Here is a 17208-nt window from a genome sequence, read left to right as displayed (position 1 = left end):
CTGCTGGATATCGAGGGCAATCTTGTCATGAATTTATGAGCGAGTTAGACTCAAATAAATGGTTAAAAACTTTGATGTTGTAATTATCGGATCTGGCTTCGGTGGTTCGGTCTCAGCGCTGCGCCTGCGTGAAAAGGGTTATAGCGTCGCCGTTCTTGAGGCAGGGCGGCGCTTTCGCGATAAGGATTTCCCGAAAACATCTTGGCGCTTGCGTAAGTTTCTTTACGCCCCAGCTATTGGTTGTTACGGAATTCAACGCATTCATGTACTTCCAGATGTTTTAATTTTGGCAGGTGCCGGAGTTGGTGGCGGCTCACTAGTTTATGCAAATACTTTGTACCAACCAGGTGATGCATACTTTAACGATGCACAGTGGGCAACAATCACCGATTGGAAGTCAGAGCTTGAGCCTTGGTATGACCAAGCTCGACGCATGTTAGGTGTTGTAGAAAATCCATATTTTTCACCAAGCGATCAGGCGATGAAAGAAGTCGCTGATGAAATTGGTGTTGGACACACGTTCAAAATGGCACCGGTCGGAATCTATTTCGGTGAGGGTAAGGGCATAAGTGCTAAGGATCCATTTTTCGGCGGCGTTGGACCCGACCGAAGCGGTTGTCAGCAGTGTGGAGCTTGTATGACAGGTTGCCACTTTAATGCAAAAAATACACTCCCTAAAAACTATTTGGGTCTGGCTGAATCTGCCGGTGCAATAGTTTTTCCCATGACTACAGTAAAGTCCTTTTCGCAAAGTAGTGATGGAACATGGGATATCCGTGCAGTTAAAACTGATGATCCATTTGCACGTTCTATTAAATTTAAAGCCGATCAAGTTATCGTCGCTGCAGGTACATATAACACTCAGAAACTTTTGCATGCTATGAAAAGTAATTCGCTTCCACAGTTATCTAATCAACTGGGCCAACTTTCCCGCACAAATAGCGAGGCACTGACTGGTGCAATGATGCCAAATATTGACATTGACTTCAGCACCGGAAGTGCAATTACATCTTCGTTTTTTCCGGATGAGCACACACACATCGAGCCGGTCAGATATGGAAAGGGCAGTAACTTCATGGGTTTAATGCAGACCATTATGACCGATGGATATGATTCTAAAGGGCGCAGAAAACATTGGCTCAAACAGTTCGTTGCCAAACCTTCTCTTCTTGGAAAGATATTAAATGTGCGCCGTTGGAGCCAACGAACCGTTATCGCTCTGACTATGCAAAATGTCGATTCATCTGTGACTGTAAGTCGAAAACGTGGCCTGTTTGGCTGGCATTTAACCTCGAAAAATGATCCCTTGAAACCCAATGCAACCTATATACCAGCGGCAAATGAGGTTGTGCGCCGTATCGCCAAAAAGCATAATGGAATTGCCGGTGGACACATTGGTGATCTGATTGATGCGCCATTTACCGCTCACTTTGTTGGTGGGTGTGTGATTGGAATTGACGCTGAACATGGTGTTATCGATCCTTATCACCGTGTTTATAACTATCCGACCCTGCATATTGTCGATGGTTCAACGATTACCGCTAACCTCGGAGTCAATCCCTCACTTACAATTACTGCTCAGGCAGAGCGTGCAATATCGATGTGGCCCAATAAAGGCGATGTCGATATCCGACCAATGCAAGGTTCGGAGTACAAACGTCTATCCCCAATCGCGCCCAACAAACCATTTGTGCCGGCCGGTGCACTCGGTGAATTAAAAATTTCTTAGGAGAGCAATGAGATCATGGGCATTAGTTACAGGGGCAACTGCTGGAATCGGTGAGAGTTTCACGCGCCTACTCGCTGCAAATAACTACAACCTCGTTCTAGTCGCACGCGATTTACCGCGTTTGCACGAACGGTCCACCGCTTTGCAGAATACATTTGGGATTGAAACAATCGTGCTTCAAGCCGATCTATCCACAGATGAGGGATGTTCTTTGGTAGAGCTCTACATTGCCGAGCATGAAATCGACGTCCTAATTAACAATGCCGGCTTTGGAATTAAAAAGGCATTTACCGCAAGCGCACTAACAGACGAGCAAAGCCTTCTTGATGTCTTGGTACGTACCCCGATGCGGCTCATGCATAGTGCACTGCCTAAGATGAGAGCTCGCGATAAGGGAATCATAATTAACGTCTCCTCGGTGGCTGGCTTTATTGCAGGCGGTACATACAGCGCATCAAAATCCTACTTAACAGTATTATCAGAATCTCTCAATACTGAATTAGTCGGCACCAAAGTAAAAATCTCCGCCTTATGTCCTGGATTTACGCGTACTGAGTTTCATCAGCGTGGAGGAATGTCAATGAAGGGATTACCCAATTTTATGTGGCTAAACGCCGATAAACTCGTTGCCAAAGCGTGGAGCGATGCCCTTAAAGGTAAGGCGATCTCAATTCCGGGTTGGCAGTACCAAATATTAACTTTTGTTATGCGCTATGCCCCACGCTCTATGGTGCGAAAATTCGGCATGAAGGTGCGCGTGAAACAGCGACGATAAGGGTGCATTTTAAATTCACAGTGAATTCATCGACTAATACGTGGTTTAACAGGCTTTTCCAAAGTGGTTTTGGTTAAGATTGCGCCATATCCAACGGAGGTTTTCAAATGCGTAAACTCATTTCAATTGGCGTTGCACTCTTTGTAGTTGCGGGAGTAATGACAGCTGTCCCTGCTTCTGCAGTCACCATTTCAAACGGTGTCAAATGTACAAAGTTGAACCAAACAACAAAGGTTAGTGGCAGAAAATACAAGTGTGCAAAAAACCCCATGGTCACAAATGCAAAAATGAAATGGCTATCAATTGATTGCCTGATCGCAGCAAACAACTTTGTAAAAGCCAAGAGAGATTCAACTGCAATTTCCGAGAAATATGCCGCGCAGATTCCAGTTATAGATCTTGGAATTGCCAATGAAACTGCTAACAAAGCTGAAATTCAATTGAAACTCGATGAAGCTAATCTCCGCCTCACTGCTGCAAAAGCTCAATTAGAGTCGACAAAAGCTGAATTGGCGGCTGCGACAACCGATGCAAATAAAAAGATTCTCACTACTGCTGTTGGATCGATTAATACTGCGATTAGTTCATGGACCGCGGCAGTTCGTGCCTATACAAGCAAGATTAATAGCATCAATTCAAGTATCAGAAACCTTGAATCCGCGAGAACTGTTGCGACGAGTCAGCCAACTCGGTTGGCATCATCTGTCGGTTCAATTAAGGAAACTGCTCAACTTCTCTGTACTAGAGGCCTATAACCCACTCAGTAATTTCTGGAGTAGCCCCACTACATGCTCGCGTAGTGGGGCTTTCCCTATTCATAATCGAAATATTTGTACCTACCGTGAGTAGATGCGCACGATGTGGCTGCGAGCTGCGGCTCCGGCATTTCTGGGCTTACATCTAGCTCTGAACCTATTCCCCTCTAAAAAGGGGGTGTGGAGCGAGATTTACCTTTATAACGTTGTCCCGCTCTGTGCAATCGCCCTTGTGCTCACTGCTCCACGAATCAATGATCGCCTTGCACAGCCACTCATTGCGATAGCAATTACTCTCTGGTTCAGTGGATCATTAATCTCTAGTTTCTCATTTGACCGCTCAATTTCGCCTTCTCTGCAACTTGTTGCAAATTTCGCTTATCTACTTTTTTATCCCTTAGCGATCTTAAGTCTTCCACGTCTATTATCTACAGGGCGAAAGTTTTCACTTCTCGAAATTTTTGATGGATCAATAATTGGACTTGGTTTAAGTACGCTTGGAGCGACACTATTATTAAAGCCCGTTTTGCCTCACTTTGATGGACAACTCAGTGAAAGCTTTTTCGCTGTGATTTACCCAGTTGCCGATTTAATTTTAATTTCTCTTACTCTAGCTGCAGTTCTTGCACAGGGATTTTCATATCGAGGTTGCATGCTTATCTTAGGTATTTTAATCTTTGCACTCACTGATTTTCTATTTCTAGGAATGCATATTCGAGGTACTTATACTTTCAGTTCTCTGATTGATGACGGTTGGCTGGTGGGGATTACTCTTATCGCTTCAAGCTTCTGGTTTAGAGGAAGAGATGCTTTGGAAGAGCATGGCACGAGTCCAAGTTTGATTGCATTGTCAGTTTTTTTAAGTGCTACTTTCTTGGCATTAATAGCGCTTCGCCCCGGTATTTTCCCAAGCTTTGTGCTCTTCCCAGCAATAGCGACTCTGCTCCTAGCATTTATTCGTATGACCATTGCATTAAGGGCCGCTCGAAATATCGGTCATGAACGAATTTTGGCACGTACCGATGAATTGACTGGTTTGCCCAATAGAAGAAAGTTAATTTCGGAGATTGAAGTCTTTATGGATAAAACCGGCTCACTTTTGCTTCTGGATTTAGATGGATTTAAGCCAGTTAATGATGCCTTCGGTCACATCACTGGTGACAAAGTGCTTCAGCAAGTAGCCCTTCGCTTTAGCCGCTCCCTTCCGCACGGCGCACTCCTTGCGCGATTAGGCGGCGATGAGTTTGGTGTCTTGATCGAAGGTAGCTATGAATCGGCGATGGATATCGCATTAGCGTTGCGAGCAACATTGAGTTATCCATTCTCAATTGACGATGAAAACATCAACATTGGAGTCAGCATTGGTGTGGCTGCAAACAATGGATCGGCGGATTTACTTCGTCGGGCCGATGATGCAATGTATCGAGCTAAACGTGAGGGTCTTGGGGTTTGTCGGCTTTAATCTCCTTAAGCCGTGCTAAGGCCTCTAAGCGCTCAATGGCATGATCAACAATTCTCCGAGGATAACCATTGCTATATCCATCGGTCGCAAGCCACGGCTCATGAATTTCATCGGCCGATAAATGGGCTAGCTCTGGGATATACCTGCGGATGTAATCTCCTTCGACATCGAATCGTTTTCCCTGTTCGATGGGGTTAAATACTCGGAAATACGGTGAAGCATCGGTACCGGTACCCGCAGTCCACTGCCAACCGTGCGCATTTGATGCCACGTCAAAATCCACTAGATGTTCTTCGAAATAATCAGCGCCTAACTGCCACTCAAGATGCAAATCTTTAACAAGAAAGGAGGCAACGACCATCCGAGTTCGATTATGCATCCAACCTTCACGAGTTAACTGACGCATTGCCGCATCTACAAATGGAAATCCTGTTAGCCCATTTTTCCACGCTTCAAATTTTGAATCAGGTTTGTCATATCGCATCTGCGCAAATCGAGGCGCATAATACTCCTTGTTGGTTTTTGGATTATTAAAAAGAACATCGGCGTAAAACTCGCGCCAAGCGATCTCCTTCCTAAAAGTATCGTGTGCCTTGCTCTCACCGAGAGTTGACAACAAAGTGCGAGGATGAATTTCTCCCCACTTTAAATGAGCACTGAGTTTGCTAGTTCCATCGATGGCTGCCACGTTACGTGCTTCATCGTAATTTTCTAATGCATTTTCTTGAAAGTATTTCCAGCGCTCAAGGGCGGCCAATTCACCTGCGGTGGTTATTGACACTCCTTCGGGTAAAGGCCAATCAGGAAAGTTTCTGTCATTTTCATTTGGCATCACGCACTTAATATTCTTAGGTGTTTCGGCAGGTTTTCGCCACCCATGGACAGACCATGCTCGATAAAAAGGCGTATAGACCTTGTAAGGTGTCGCATCGCTTGGCTTTACCACTCGCCCTGGTGCTACCGCATAAGGGCTTCCACTCCGTATCAAGGGAATGCCAGCGGCTTCAACTCGCAGGTCCCTCGCTGCTCCATAGGGTTCATATTCAGCAGAAATATGTACGGAGTCAGCGTTATAGCGCTGCATTAGATCTTTTAGTACTTCGTTTTGATCCCCGATCATCACATGCAATGAGTGTGCGAGCGAAGCATCTAAAGCCCGCAGAGATTGCCCTAGATATGCCAAGCCTTTGCCACCAGCGCCATCAATTAAATATTTATCGAGAATAAAGAGTGCAACAATTTCATCGGCTTTTGAGATTGCTTCAAGGAGTGCGGGATTATCACCTATGCGAAGGTCACGACGAAACCACATAATGCTTCGTTTTGGTGTCGCCATAGGTAGATTTAACCACTATGAAAGATAGTTAACGCCAACTGCTCTACACCCCTGATTTAATCCGATGGGCCGATAATGCAATGTATCGAGTTAAGCGCGAATATCTAGGTGCTTTTTGAGCGCGCCGCCTCTACTGCAGCAACTTTGGAGGCAGCGGCAATTAACTCAATATCTTCATCGCTATGTGCACCTGAAACAAACCACGCCTCATAAGCCGATGGTGGAAGAGAAACCCCCTGCGAGAGCATCGAATGAAAGAAGGCCGCGAATTGCTTCACATCTTGGTGTTGCGTGTCTTCGAATGAGCGAACTTCGTTAGGAGAAAAGAAAACTGAAAATAGATTCCCGCCTCTTTGTAATCTATGCGCCACGCCTTGCTCGGTCAACGCCTCCGACACTACTTCACCAACTTCATCTGCCCGACGATTAAGCATCATATAAAGTTCATCATCACATAGCTCCAGAGTTGCAAGGCCTGCAGCCGTTGCTACCGGGTTACCACTGAGAGTTCCGGCCTGGTAAACAGCGCCTAGCGGTGCCAGCAATTCCATAACCTTGGCAGCACCGGCCACTGCAGCAACTGGATATCCCCCACCAATCACTTTTCCATAAGTAAATAAATCGGGAGTCCATGTCTCTTCGGATTGGACCAGGCTCCACAGGCCTCCGGAAGATACGCGAAAGCCAGTCATAACTTCATCCAGAATAAATAAAGCACCGTATTTTTTGCAGAGATTGCTAAGCAGCGCATTAAAACCTGGTAGTGGAGGAACGACCCCCATATTTGCAGGAATCGCTTCGGTAATTACTGCGGCAATTTCACTGCCACGCTGCGCAAAAAGCGAAGTAATAGCTTCTCCATCGTTATAAGCAACTACCACCGTATCTTGCGCTGCTCCCGGTGTAACACCTGGTGAATTTGGAAGACCAAGAGTTAGAACCCCGGACCCTGCCTGCACAAGTAAGGCATCGGCGTGACCGTGATAGCAGCCCACAAATTTTACGATTATATTTCTATTCGTTGCCGCTCGTGCCAGGCGGACCGCAGTCATTACCGCTTCAGTACCCGATGAAACAAAACGTACTTTTTCAATTGCTGTGACCCGTCGCTGCATCTCTTCAGCTAATAGCACTTCGTTTGGGCCGGGAGCGCCAAAGGAGGATGATTTTGCGGCCGACTCAGTTACTCGCCGCACTACTTCAGGGTGGGCATGTCCAACAATCATGGGACCCCAAGATCCAACCAGATCAACATATTCATTTCCATCGACATCGATTACGCGAGAGCCACGCCCCTCAACGAAATAGCGCGGGGTTCCTCCAACTGAAGAGAAAGCTCGCACTGGAGAACTAACACCGCCCGGAATTATTTTTAATGCTCGCGCATGCCAATTCTCAGAGCGTGCAATTGATTGTCCCGATGTCATACAAGATTCCGCTTTAACATCGCAGCGGCCTCAATCGCCCAATACGTGCAGATCACCGAAGCGCCAGCTCGTTTAACAGATCCAAGAACCTCAAGTATCGCCCGTTCGCGCTCCAGCGAACCCTGCGCCGCAGCGGCTTCAATCATTGCCATCTCTCCTGAAACTATATAACTAGCGGTCGGAACATCAACGGCCTGCGAAACTGCGTATAAAACATCGAGATAGGCAAGTGCCGGCTTAACCATCACGATGTCGGCACCTTGCGATACATCGAGTCGAACTTCGCGCATGGACTCTTTAATATTTCCTGGATCTTGTTGATAAGTATTTCGATTCCCTTGCAGTTGGGATTCGACTGCATCGCGAAATGGTCCATAGAAAGCCGATGCGAATTTTGCCGCATAGGCAAGAATCAGAACATCGCTACGCCCTATCGAATCTAGTGATTGGCGAACTACTCCAACTTGTCCATCCATCATGCCGCTTGTTCCAACCATGTGAGCACCTGATTGCGCAAGCACTTTAGCCATCTCGCCATAAATTTTTAGAGTTGCATCATTTTCTACATTTCCATCTTGATCAAGTACGCCACAATGTCCGTGGCTTGTGAACTCATCCAGACACAAATCTGCCACAATCACCAACTCATCTCCGGCACGTGCACGCGCATCGCGAATCGCAGTTGAAAGTACGCCTTCTGGATTCAACGCCTCACTTCCCAACGGGTCGCGCTTTTCGGGAATGCCGAAGACCATAACGCCACCGATACCTGCATCTAGCGCACGATCGATTTCAGCTTTGTATGAATCTTTCGTATGTTGAAATACACCGGGCATTCCAGCAACTGGCTTTGGTGTCATTAAACCTTCTCGAATAAAGACCGGAAGAATTAGCGAGGCAGGCGCAATACTCGTCTCGCGCACCATTGCACGAAGTATCGCGCTGCTTCGAAGTCGGCGGGGGCGTTCAATCAGTTCCATGTTTTTACCTTATCGCTAATGAAAAATTAAAGAATGAATAGTGTCGGCTACCGCCTCCGGGGTGGGCTGCGCCGAAATGGCATCGACCTGCAAACCGTGAGCTTGCACTGCAGCGGCCGTGGTGGCGCCAGCACACACTAATGGTGCGGGTGGGTGTGGGACAAAATGGGTTAAGGCATCCACCGCACTCGGCGATCGTAGGAGTACGGCACTGAATGCACCATCTCTCAAAAGGTTGGCCGATGGCGGCTCCTTGCTTACGCGTGAAGTTCTATAAACCTCGGCAGTGTGCACACTCCATCCAGAGCTCCGCAAAATTGCGGCCAAATTTGGCAGCGCGAGATTTCCGCCTGGTATTAAGGCATGCGATTGCCGATCGTGTTTAGCCAGTTCTTGCCCCAAAATCTCAGCCCTGGAATCGGAGGGCAGGAAAATTTCCGATGCCCCATAATCTCGTAGAACTTGCGCAGTGGCCTCACCTATAGCTGCAAACTTCAGATGTTCATGGCTTTTCAACTCCGCACAAAACTGCGCTTCCCCAACTAAATCTGCCCAGTATCGAATCGAATTTCTCGACGTGGCGATGACCCAGAGCCGTTGCTGCGAAGTACGCAAAAGCTCCATCAGTTTCAATCCTGCACTGTGATCGCTAGCGGTAGTGATCTCCAGATAGGGATCGACGTGGGAAGGGATTCCAAGTTTTTCCAGAGCGCTCGAATCAACTCCGTTATTCTCACTTCGAATCAATAGCACTGGCTTAACCACGAGTTGAACCAAAGCGTAAACCAAGTTTTGTTTTCATAATCTGCTCTGCCACAGACAATCCGAGAGTTTGTGCAGATGATAGATCCAGTAGACCCACCTCACTCTGGCTCGCAAAACTTCTTTCATGCTCATCCGCATCTGCTGCCGAAAGTTCGGCGACGAGGTGCAAGATTCCGCCACTATACGTTGCGAGCGCGCCGATAGCCGTAGCACATGTCGCTGAAATTCCAACGAGAACTGCTCGCTCGGCCGTTGTTGTAACTCTGGAGTGCTGATCCTCAAGCAACGCAAGCATCTGAATCAACTCCGCATCATCGCTGCGACACTCAACTGCGAGTGCACCTTGCGCCGGTGCAGGCAGTAGTTGATCTGGAGTAAAGTACTCGGAAATTTTTTCCGCATATCCAAGGCGGTTTAGACCAGCCACTGCCAGGACTGCTGCATCAAACTCACCCCGCGCTACCTTTGCCAAGCGAGAATCCACATTTCCGCGTATTGGATGGAGTTCAAGATCGGGGCGAAAGTGAGAAATTCGGGCCGCCCGCCGGGGAGAAGAGGTTCCAATTTTAGCGCCCGCGGGTAGTTCTAAGAGAGTCAGATTATCTCTGGAGATAAGCGCATCTCGATAGTCCTCCCGCTTTGGAACCGCGGCGATAACAATACCGGGTTCAGGTAAAGAGGGCAGATCCTTGTAAGAGTGAACAATCAAATCAACTTCACCGGCTTTAAGCGCCGCCCTCAATGCCGTCACGAAGACACCAGGTCGCGCTAACTGCGTGAGCGATGTAGAAACGTCATCTCCCTCGGTACGAATAATTGATTCATGTATCTCTAAACCAGTACTGGAGTTCAGTAGATTTGCTACGAGTCGAGCTTGAGTTGTTGCAAGAAGACTTCCCCGTGTTCCTAAAACAAGGTTTCTCTTAGACATCTTTCGTTATTTCAAGATCAATTCCAAAAAGAACCTGCAGCGCTTGTCGATAATCGTTCTGATCTCCTGAGCGAATAAGAGTACGTGCTCTCACAGAGGGAGTGTGGAGCAAAGCATTAGTTACCCGCCGCAATGAGTGTTCAACTTGGGCTGCGATTTCATCACCAGATTTTTCTCGTACACCTTGCACTTCCAAATCTATAAAAATACCTACGTGAGATCTCATAGCAGCTACGGCCGGATCCATCGATCGACCTAACTGCTCGCTATCAAATTCACGTACCGCTTTTTGCACTATCTCGTGGGCTTGGAAAATTTCCGTGCCATACTCCTGAGGAGCGTTTTCGCGGATGACTTCGAGATCAATGACGTCGACTTCGTCCATACCTTTTACTTCAGGCATAAGATTTGAGGTAAGCCCAACATCGATAATCGGAAGTATCTGCGCTCCGTTGCGAGCTGCTTTTATCAGTGCATCGTCGATTACCGGATTTAAATTGTCACTGCAGGCAACAACCAAGACCGCCTGGGCGATTGCTTTGGCAAGTCCATCGCTGGCTATCTCCTTAGTATTGTGAGATTGAGAAAATTGATGAGCCCGTCCACTGGAGGAACAAACAGATATATCGGAGCAGCCTCTGCGTTGTAGAGCGGCAACTACGACTCGTGCATAAGCACCTGTTCCTAGCACAACTACCGGTTTGCCCGCTATCTCGCCGTACCTATCTTGAATTATGGTAAGTCCAACATCTATGATCGATCGACCTGCTGCACCCAGACCAGTTGAATGTTTCACGACCTTCGAATTTGCAAGGGCGCGTTGAAAGAGCTGTTCCAACAGCGGCGTGGTGCTCTTCTCTTTTTGAGCTAATTTAAAAGAGTTGCGGACTTGGCCGGAGATTTCTGCCTCACCAATAATCATGGACTCTAGACCTGCGGAGACCGCAAAAAGATGCTGGACTACTTCCATGCCACTAGATACTTGCAGCACCTGGTTAAGCTCAACTTCATTTAAACCGGAGATTTCTTTGATCACTTCTATAACGTGATCGACAGCACCATGGAACTTTTCGGTATCAAAATAAACCTCAAAGCGATTACACGTGGAGATGAGAACTCCGCCATTTATTCCGTGCTCGCTGCTTGAAGAGTTGAATAGGTGTTTACGTACATCACTTGCTCTTTGCTCAAGTATTTCGAGTTTAGCAAGTGAGAGATTGTGATGACTCGCACCAATTAATACCAACGCCACTCGCGAATAGTAACCCCATTTCAATGGCATGATATTCCCGTGTCCTTACCATTGACCCATCCACTCATCTCTGGTCTGACCGCTGATTCCCATGTTATTAAGGCTTACCAGGGTATCCGCACGTCGTACAAACCAGTCTGGATGATGCGTCAAGCGGGTCGATCTCTTCCTGAATATCGATCCCTGCGGGAAGGGATTCCCATGCTGGAATCCTGCCTGCGCCCAGAAATTGCCGCTGAAATTACACTCCAACCAGTGCGCCGACATAAAGTAGATGCTGCAATATTCTTTAGTGACATTGTGATTCCACTGCGTTTGGCTGGCGTAGATGTCGACATAGTTTCAGGAGTTGGACCCGTACTCGGGCAGCCTGTTCGGACAAGACAAGATCTAAACAATCTTCGTCAACTCGATATAGATGCACTGGTTCCAATTACCGAAGCGATCCAGATAGTTATTGCAGAACTTGGTACAACACCTTTGATCGGTTTTGGTGGAGCTCCTTTTACGCTAGCGTCATATTTAATTGAAGGAGCTCCCTCCAAAGATCTACCAATAACTCGCGCGCTAATGAAGAATGACCCGCAACTCTGGCACGACATACTTTCTTGGGTATCTCGGACAACAAGTACTTTCATCCGCGCCCAAGTAATGGCAGGAGCAAGTGCGCTTCAACTCTTTGACTCATGGGCTGGGAAACTCTCTCTAGATGAATACGTAGTTTTTGCTGCGCCTCACTCGAAATCCGTGATGGCTTCACTTTCAGATCTGCCGGTAGCTCGGGTTCACTTTGGAACTAAGACTGGTTCAATGCTGACGCAGATGCGCGATGTCGGTGCAAGCGTTATGGGAATTGATTCAGAGACACCATTGGATGTAGCAAATGAAATTTTGGGTGGGGCTGTACCCCTGCAAGGAAATATTAATCCGGAAAAACTGAGTGGCTCATGGGATGAATTAAAACTTCATGTCACTGATGTCATGGAACGTGGCTCACTTGCACCGGCCCATGTAATAAATCTCGGACATGGAGTACCGCCAGATACCGATCCAGAAATTCTTACTCGAATGGTCGCCTTCATTCACGGAGATGGGGCTTAACAATGGCGCATGATCACAGCAATGTCGCAACGAGTTCAAAACCCCGTTTAGATTACGGACAACGTCCCATGTTAGTTTTCTGGGAAACAACTCGTGCCTGCCAGTTAGCGTGTAAACATTGCCGGGCTAGCGCTACTGCAGAAGCTCTTCCGGGCGAACTCACCAGCACTGAGGGATTGGAACTTATAAATCAAGTTGCCGCCTTTGGAAGACCCTTTCCAATACTTGTTCTTACCGGTGGCGATTGTCTGTTGCGCCCGGATATATTCACTCTTGTTGAGCACGCAGTTAAATTAGGAGTACCGGTTGCTCTCTCTCCATCCGTAACTCCATCGCTTACCCTTGAAATGATTGAGCGAATTCGTACCAGTGGAGTGAAAGCAGTCTCAATCTCTTTGGATGGTGCAATAGCCCAGACACATGAAACAGTGCGAGGCATTCCTGGACATTTTGAAAAAACAGTTGAAGCGATTCGTGCGCTGACTGCAGCTGGAATGACAGTTCAGGTCAACACCACGGTAATGCGATCCAATGTCGATGAACTCGTCGAAATTGCCAAGATCGTCGCAGATGCCGGCGCACAGATTTGGGAGGTTTTCTTTCTTGTTCAAATGGGTCGCGGAATATCGACTGAAGCCATTACCCCGCAAGAGCACGAAGACATCTGTCACTTCCTCTACGACGCATCGCAGTACGGTTTCATTATTCGCACAGTCGAAGCTCCATTTTTCCGACGTATTGTCACTCGTCGACTTGCTGGGGATGAAGCACCAGTAAGTGCACTTTATGAAAGATTATCGCAACGATTGATTTCACTACTGGGTCCAGCAACAATGCGAATGCGCGCGCACACAACGGCTACCCGTGATGGTAAAGGAATTGTCTTTGTAGCTTATGAAGGTGAGATTTATCCGGCCGGATTTTTACCACAGCCACTAGGAAATGTTCGCGAGCATCCAATCGCCGAAATCTATCGAGATAACTTTTTGCTTCGCGAGATCAGATCTTCCAACTTCTCTGGTCGATGTGGCTACTGCGAATACGCCGATTTATGCGGGGGCTCGCGTGCGCGCGCATATGCCGCCACAGGTAATGCACTGGGTGAGGATCCCGCTTGCATCTACATTCCTGAGGGATCACCAATGGCACTACTGTCCGACTAAAGATTTCTTTAGAGGTCTAAGCGTCCTGGCGGTCACGGAAGAGTTTTGCTATCGACGTGCCTGCTCTTGACTGATATAAAAGTGCCATGGACTCAAACTTTCGTTCTCCCATTTTTGAACTTGGCGATACGTATACAACCGAAGGTGAGAAGTTGAGCCCTATTGCTCTGACTTTTCTTGGTAAGAACGATTTGGATGATCAGCTCGACGACTTCTCACTTCAGGGATATGTTAAGAGATTGGAGCACATTCGCTCTGGCTTAGAACGGTTAAGCAAACTAGAACCGATTGATGAGATTGATCGAATTGCGCGTGATGTAATGCAAGAGCGACTGTCAACTCAACTACTTCTGGCAGAGGCCTATGATCCACAAAATAGCTGGGCGGTGATCTCCTCTCCTGGCACGTTAATTCGCCAAGTCTTTGAAGTGATGAAATACGATACGCCTGCGCAGATTGCCAATATCACCGCGCGCATGAATGCAGTTGATGGTGCTCTCAAGTCCTGGATTTCATGCATCAACGATCTAGCAAAGATGGGAAAGGTCAATACCGTTCGCCAAACTCAAACTGTGGCAAAGCAATTGGCGACCTTTTCTGAAGGTGCATTTACCGGACTTGCCAAGCGATTCGATTCTGCGGGAAAGTATCCCGAACTACATGCTGCGGGCATCGCTGCCGATAAGGCGGCGGGTGAAACGGGGCAATGGCTAATAAATAATTACTTACCGATGGCCACGCAAACCGACGGGGTAGGTGAGGAGCGATACGTACGCTGGGTGCGTTTCTACACTGGTGCAACACTTGACCTACGTGCCACCTATGAGTGGGGCTTGGCAGATTTGGCGCAGATCAATGAACGCATGTGGAAAGTTGCTGAAAGAATCAAACCGGGTGCGCTGACTCTGCGGGAGGTTGCTGATCATCTTGATGCAGACCCCAAGTACGCAGTGCATGGGGCTGATGAAATGCTGCGCCGACTGCGCACATTCACCGATGATGCAGTTGCGGCGATGGATGGCATTCACTTCGACATCGATGAGCGGATTCGATTTTGTGATGTGAAGTTGGCTCCGTTGGGAAGCGCTGCCGCGCCGTATTACCAACGCCCTTCTGAGGATTTTTCCCGACCAGGAACTACCTGGTTTCCAACATTGGGCAAGAGTGAATTTACCTGGTGGCAAATGCCAACGATTTGGTACCACGAAGCAGTACCCGGCCATCACCTGCAAATTGCCAGCACGGTCGTGGAGCGCGAACGTATTAGCCGCTTCCAGCGTCTTGAGGGTTGGGTAAGTGGGCTTTCGGAAGGTTGGGCGCTATACGCAGAGCGATTTGTGGATGAGCTAGGTGTTTACACGGATCCAGGGGAAGAAATGGGCATGCTCTCGATGCAGGCAATGCGGGCCGCTCGCGTTGTGGTCGATATCGGAATGCACCTGGGGTACAAAGATCCAGAGGGAAATATTTGGAGCGCCGAATCTGCGGTTCAATTGATGATCAATAACGCGTTGCTCGATGAGGGTTTTGCTCGAAGTGAAATCGATCGCTACTTGGGACGCCCTGCTCAGGCAATTTCTTATAAGGTGGGTGAAAAGTTCTGGCTCGATGCCCGCGCAGAAGCCAAGCAACGTCTTGGCGACAAGTTCTCATTAAAGAAGTTCCATGCCTATGCCTTTAGGCAGGGTCCAATGGGCCTTGATCCATTCAAGGCTGAAATCGCTAAGTGGGACGGCAACTAAATTTGTTCTTGAAGTTATTGCTGAAAATTCATGAGACCGTTTAAGAAAGAGTGACATAAACAAATGCCATACAGACTTTGACGTAAGTTCGTAACACCGCCCTTGATGGGTCGTACATGATGAGTAGTAATCTTCGGCAATGGAACCCCGCATATCGATTATCACTTTAGGTGTAGCCGATCTTGAGCGCTCGTACCGCTTCTACAAGGACGGACTTAAATTGCCGACCAACCGATCACCTGAAAGCGGCATAGTCTTCTTCCAAACACTCGGTGTCACACTCGCGCTCTACCCCTACCAAGATCTCGCTGGCGACATTGGCTCCGACTGGAATGAGCAACGCTCGAAGTTTTCCGGGATCACGTTGGCACATAACGTGAGGGAACGGGGCGAAGTGGATGAGGTGTTGGCAACTGCGGAAGCGGCTGGTGCCAACATTGTGAAGCCCGCTGCCGATACTTTTTGGGGCGGTTACTCCGGGTACTTCACTGATCCAGATGGATACTTATGGGAAGTCGCATGGGGAGCATTTGATTTCAACGAGGATGGATCATTGCATGTCACCTGAGAGCATGGAGTTGCATTAACGATTCGCGGGGTTGGCAGTCTTACTTCAATCATGCTCAGGCGATTTCGGCAAATGCACGGACTGGAAATGTTCCGAAGTTCTTGATTTTTGGTGGAACTGCGGTGAAGCGTGCTCCTTGTGGCGGAAGTTCTGCAAGATTGGTTAAATGTTCAACAACATGGATCCCAGCTGCCAACAAAAGAGAGTGCGCAGGACGTGTTCCGCCACTTTGAGTGTCGTCAATATTGACTGAATCAATTCCTACAAGTTGCACTCCACTTTGTACTAAGTAACTTGCGCCAGATTCCGTCAAGAATGGCGCGTCAATCCCATATTCCGGCGTACCAAAGAATCGATCCCAGCCCGTGTGTAGAAGGACTGCAGCACCGACCAGATTGCGGTCGTAGAAGACCTCTGCAGGGATGCCCCTCTCAAGCGACCCATCTAAGTGAAACACTTCAGCCCGCAGATTTACCAATGTTCTAAGGTCAAGTGCTGCCAAGTCAGCGCCGTCGGCATATCGGTGGTATGGACTATCCAGATATGTTCCGGTATTGCCAATCATGGTGATGATGTCAATCGCAAATTCAGTGCCGGGCGCATAGATAGATTTAGAATTCTCACGGGTTAAATGTGGTGTGATCACTGGAGCTGGAAAACCTGGATAAGTGATTTTATCGATTTCAATCGTATGGCTTAGATCAACGTAATGTGCTCGGTATTCACTCATTGCCAGAATATATCTGGTCTACCTCCGGTTGTGCGCGGAGGTTTTCGTTCCAGCGCAAACCACGGCTACTGCTTCGGCCTACTTATGTACTCTTCCCAAATCTCCATCGCCTGTTCAACAGAGAGCCCACGTATCTGATCCTGGTGCAAACCGAGGCTGTGCTCGAGTTTATTCAGTAACCACTTGGGGGCAGGTGAGTCCTCTGGTTCCGGTGATGCAACAATGTCGCCAACTTTTTCACCGAATAGTTCGAGAACGTCGAACAATGCTGTTGTTTTAGGCGAGGATGGAGCAGATGCAATTCTTTTCTTCATCTCATTGTAGATTTCGGAATCACTCCGTGCGCCAATTGCCCAGACCTGAGCTATTTCAATTATCTCGCCGCCAGATTTATCCTTCGTGCTTCTCCAAATAATGCGCCAGCTTCGATCGCCGACCGTGAGTTTGCGCCACCCTATTAGATCGCCAAGCAAAGGCTCACCAGCCCCGATA

Annotated in this window: 16 protein-coding genes; 8 read left to right on the top strand and 8 right to left on the bottom strand. The window is 48.0% G+C overall.

Going from position 1 to position 17208, the window contains the following annotated elements:
• The first annotated feature begins 58 nt into the window (after window positions 1–58).
• From Q8K48_02925 to Q8K48_02910, 4 genes are all read left to right on the top strand, one after another.
• Entirely contained in the window at window positions 59–1729 is a 1671-nt protein-coding gene (locus Q8K48_02925) for a GMC family oxidoreductase (protein MDP1851353.1), read from the top strand.
• Between the two features lie 7 nt (window positions 1730–1736).
• Window positions 1737–2504: an SDR family oxidoreductase gene (locus Q8K48_02920; GenBank protein ID MDP1851352.1), complete on the top strand. Its 768-nt coding sequence runs from the start codon at window positions 1737–1739 to the stop codon at window positions 2502–2504.
• Window positions 2505–2611: 107 nt separating this feature from the next.
• Window positions 2612–3259 (top strand): hypothetical protein, encoded by a 648-nt coding sequence (locus tag Q8K48_02915; protein MDP1851351.1) that lies wholly within the window; start codon window positions 2612–2614, stop codon window positions 3257–3259.
• 94 nt (window positions 3260–3353) lie between these two features.
• Window positions 3354–4721 carry a GGDEF domain-containing protein gene (locus Q8K48_02910; protein MDP1851350.1) on the top strand — a complete coding sequence of 456 codons (1368 nt, stop codon included), beginning with the start codon at window positions 3354–3356 and terminating at the stop codon, window positions 4719–4721.
• Here Q8K48_02910 and Q8K48_02905 read toward each other — a convergent pair.
• The 6 genes from Q8K48_02905 to Q8K48_02880 form a co-directional block, all read right to left on the bottom strand.
• Window positions 4687–6057, bottom strand: coding sequence for a deoxyribodipyrimidine photo-lyase (locus tag Q8K48_02905; protein MDP1851349.1), 1371 nt, complete (start codon window positions 6055–6057; stop codon window positions 4687–4689). The genes Q8K48_02910 and Q8K48_02905 overlap by 35 nt on opposite strands.
• 104 nt (window positions 6058–6161) lie before the next feature.
• Entirely contained in the window at window positions 6162–7484 is a 1323-nt protein-coding gene (gene hemL, locus Q8K48_02900) for a glutamate-1-semialdehyde 2,1-aminomutase (GenBank protein MDP1851348.1), read from the bottom strand.
• Window positions 7481–8464, bottom strand: coding sequence for a porphobilinogen synthase (gene hemB / locus Q8K48_02895; GenBank protein ID MDP1851347.1), 984 nt, complete (start codon window positions 8462–8464; stop codon window positions 7481–7483). The genes hemL and hemB overlap by 4 nt, the downstream gene beginning before the upstream one ends.
• A 15-nt stretch (window positions 8465–8479) precedes the next feature.
• Window positions 8480–9229, bottom strand: a complete 750-nt coding sequence (locus Q8K48_02890) for a uroporphyrinogen-III synthase (protein MDP1851346.1) — start codon at window positions 9227–9229, stop codon at window positions 8480–8482.
• Complete coding sequence (gene hemC / locus Q8K48_02885) at window positions 9222–10160, bottom strand: hydroxymethylbilane synthase (GenBank protein ID MDP1851345.1); 939 nt, start codon at window positions 10158–10160, stop codon at window positions 9222–9224. The genes Q8K48_02890 and hemC overlap by 8 nt, the downstream gene beginning before the upstream one ends.
• Window positions 10153–11442: a glutamyl-tRNA reductase gene (locus Q8K48_02880; protein ID MDP1851344.1), complete on the bottom strand. Its 1290-nt coding sequence runs from the start codon at window positions 11440–11442 to the stop codon at window positions 10153–10155. Before Q8K48_02880 ends, hemC begins: the two co-directional genes overlap by 8 nt.
• Window positions 11443–11451: 9 nt before the next feature.
• On the opposite strand from Q8K48_02880, the gene hemE reads away from it, so the two are divergent.
• The 4 genes from hemE (at window position 11452) to Q8K48_02860 (ending at window position 15986) form a co-directional block, all read left to right on the top strand.
• On the top strand, window positions 11452–12513 hold the full coding sequence (hemE, locus tag Q8K48_02875; GenBank protein ID MDP1851343.1) for a uroporphyrinogen decarboxylase: 1062 nt from the start codon (window positions 11452–11454) through the stop codon (window positions 12511–12513).
• Between the two features lie 2 nt (window positions 12514–12515).
• Window positions 12516–13676 carry a TIGR04053 family radical SAM/SPASM domain-containing protein gene (locus tag Q8K48_02870; protein ID MDP1851342.1) on the top strand — a complete coding sequence of 387 codons (1161 nt, stop codon included), beginning with the start codon at window positions 12516–12518 and terminating at the stop codon, window positions 13674–13676.
• A gap of 86 nt (window positions 13677–13762) precedes the next feature.
• Window positions 13763–15418 carry a DUF885 domain-containing protein gene (locus tag Q8K48_02865; GenBank protein ID MDP1851341.1) on the top strand — a complete coding sequence of 552 codons (1656 nt, stop codon included), beginning with the start codon at window positions 13763–13765 and terminating at the stop codon, window positions 15416–15418.
• Between the two features lie 139 nt (window positions 15419–15557).
• A complete protein-coding gene (locus Q8K48_02860; GenBank protein MDP1851340.1) occupies window positions 15558–15986 on the top strand; it encodes a VOC family protein in 429 nt (142 codons plus the stop codon).
• 55 nt (window positions 15987–16041) lie between these two features.
• On the opposite strand, the gene Q8K48_02855 is transcribed toward Q8K48_02860, so the two are convergent.
• Window positions 16042–16716, bottom strand: coding sequence for a cyclase family protein (locus Q8K48_02855; GenBank protein MDP1851339.1), 675 nt, complete (start codon window positions 16714–16716; stop codon window positions 16042–16044).
• Window positions 16717–16781: 65 nt separating this feature from the next.
• On the bottom strand, window positions 16782–17208 hold a 427-nt coding region (locus Q8K48_02850), incomplete at its 5' end, for a hypothetical protein (GenBank protein MDP1851338.1).

It is taken from the genome of Candidatus Planktophila sp., from assembly GCA_030681675.1.
In the GTDB taxonomy this organism is placed as follows: Bacteria; Actinomycetota; Actinomycetes; order Nanopelagicales; family Nanopelagicaceae; genus Planktophila.
This window is presented reverse-complemented; position numbering and strand designations above follow the sequence as displayed.

What these genes read in the sequence shown, in the direction of transcription:
- hemB (MDP1851347.1), bottom strand. Translation starts at nt 8,464, where the DNA reads ATGGAACTGATTGAACGCCCCCGCCGACTTCGAAGCAGCGCGATACTT.
- Q8K48_02905 (MDP1851349.1), bottom strand. Translation starts at nt 6,057, where the DNA reads ATGGCGACACCAAAACGAAGCATTATGTGGTTTCGTCGTGACCTTCGC.
- Q8K48_02865 (MDP1851341.1), top strand. Translation starts at nt 13,763, where the DNA reads ATGGACTCAAACTTTCGTTCTCCCATTTTTGAACTTGGCGATACGTAT.
- Q8K48_02880 (MDP1851344.1), bottom strand. Translation starts at nt 11,442, where the DNA reads ATGCCATTGAAATGGGGTTACTATTCGCGAGTGGCGTTGGTATTAATT.
- Q8K48_02870 (MDP1851342.1), top strand. Translation starts at nt 12,516, where the DNA reads ATGGCGCATGATCACAGCAATGTCGCAACGAGTTCAAAACCCCGTTTA.
- Q8K48_02920 (MDP1851352.1), top strand. Translation starts at nt 1,737, where the DNA reads ATGAGATCATGGGCATTAGTTACAGGGGCAACTGCTGGAATCGGTGAG.
- Q8K48_02910 (MDP1851350.1), top strand. Translation starts at nt 3,354, where the DNA reads ATGCGCACGATGTGGCTGCGAGCTGCGGCTCCGGCATTTCTGGGCTTA.
- hemL (MDP1851348.1), bottom strand. Translation starts at nt 7,484, where the DNA reads ATGACATCGGGACAATCAATTGCACGCTCTGAGAATTGGCATGCGCGA.
- hemC (MDP1851345.1), bottom strand. Translation starts at nt 10,160, where the DNA reads ATGTCTAAGAGAAACCTTGTTTTAGGAACACGGGGAAGTCTTCTTGCA.
- Q8K48_02860 (MDP1851340.1), top strand. Translation starts at nt 15,558, where the DNA reads ATGGAACCCCGCATATCGATTATCACTTTAGGTGTAGCCGATCTTGAG.
- Q8K48_02855 (MDP1851339.1), bottom strand. Translation starts at nt 16,716, where the DNA reads ATGAGTGAATACCGAGCACATTACGTTGATCTAAGCCATACGATTGAA.
- Q8K48_02915 (MDP1851351.1), top strand. Translation starts at nt 2,612, where the DNA reads ATGCGTAAACTCATTTCAATTGGCGTTGCACTCTTTGTAGTTGCGGGA.
- Q8K48_02925 (MDP1851353.1), top strand. Translation starts at nt 59, where the DNA reads ATGGTTAAAAACTTTGATGTTGTAATTATCGGATCTGGCTTCGGTGGT.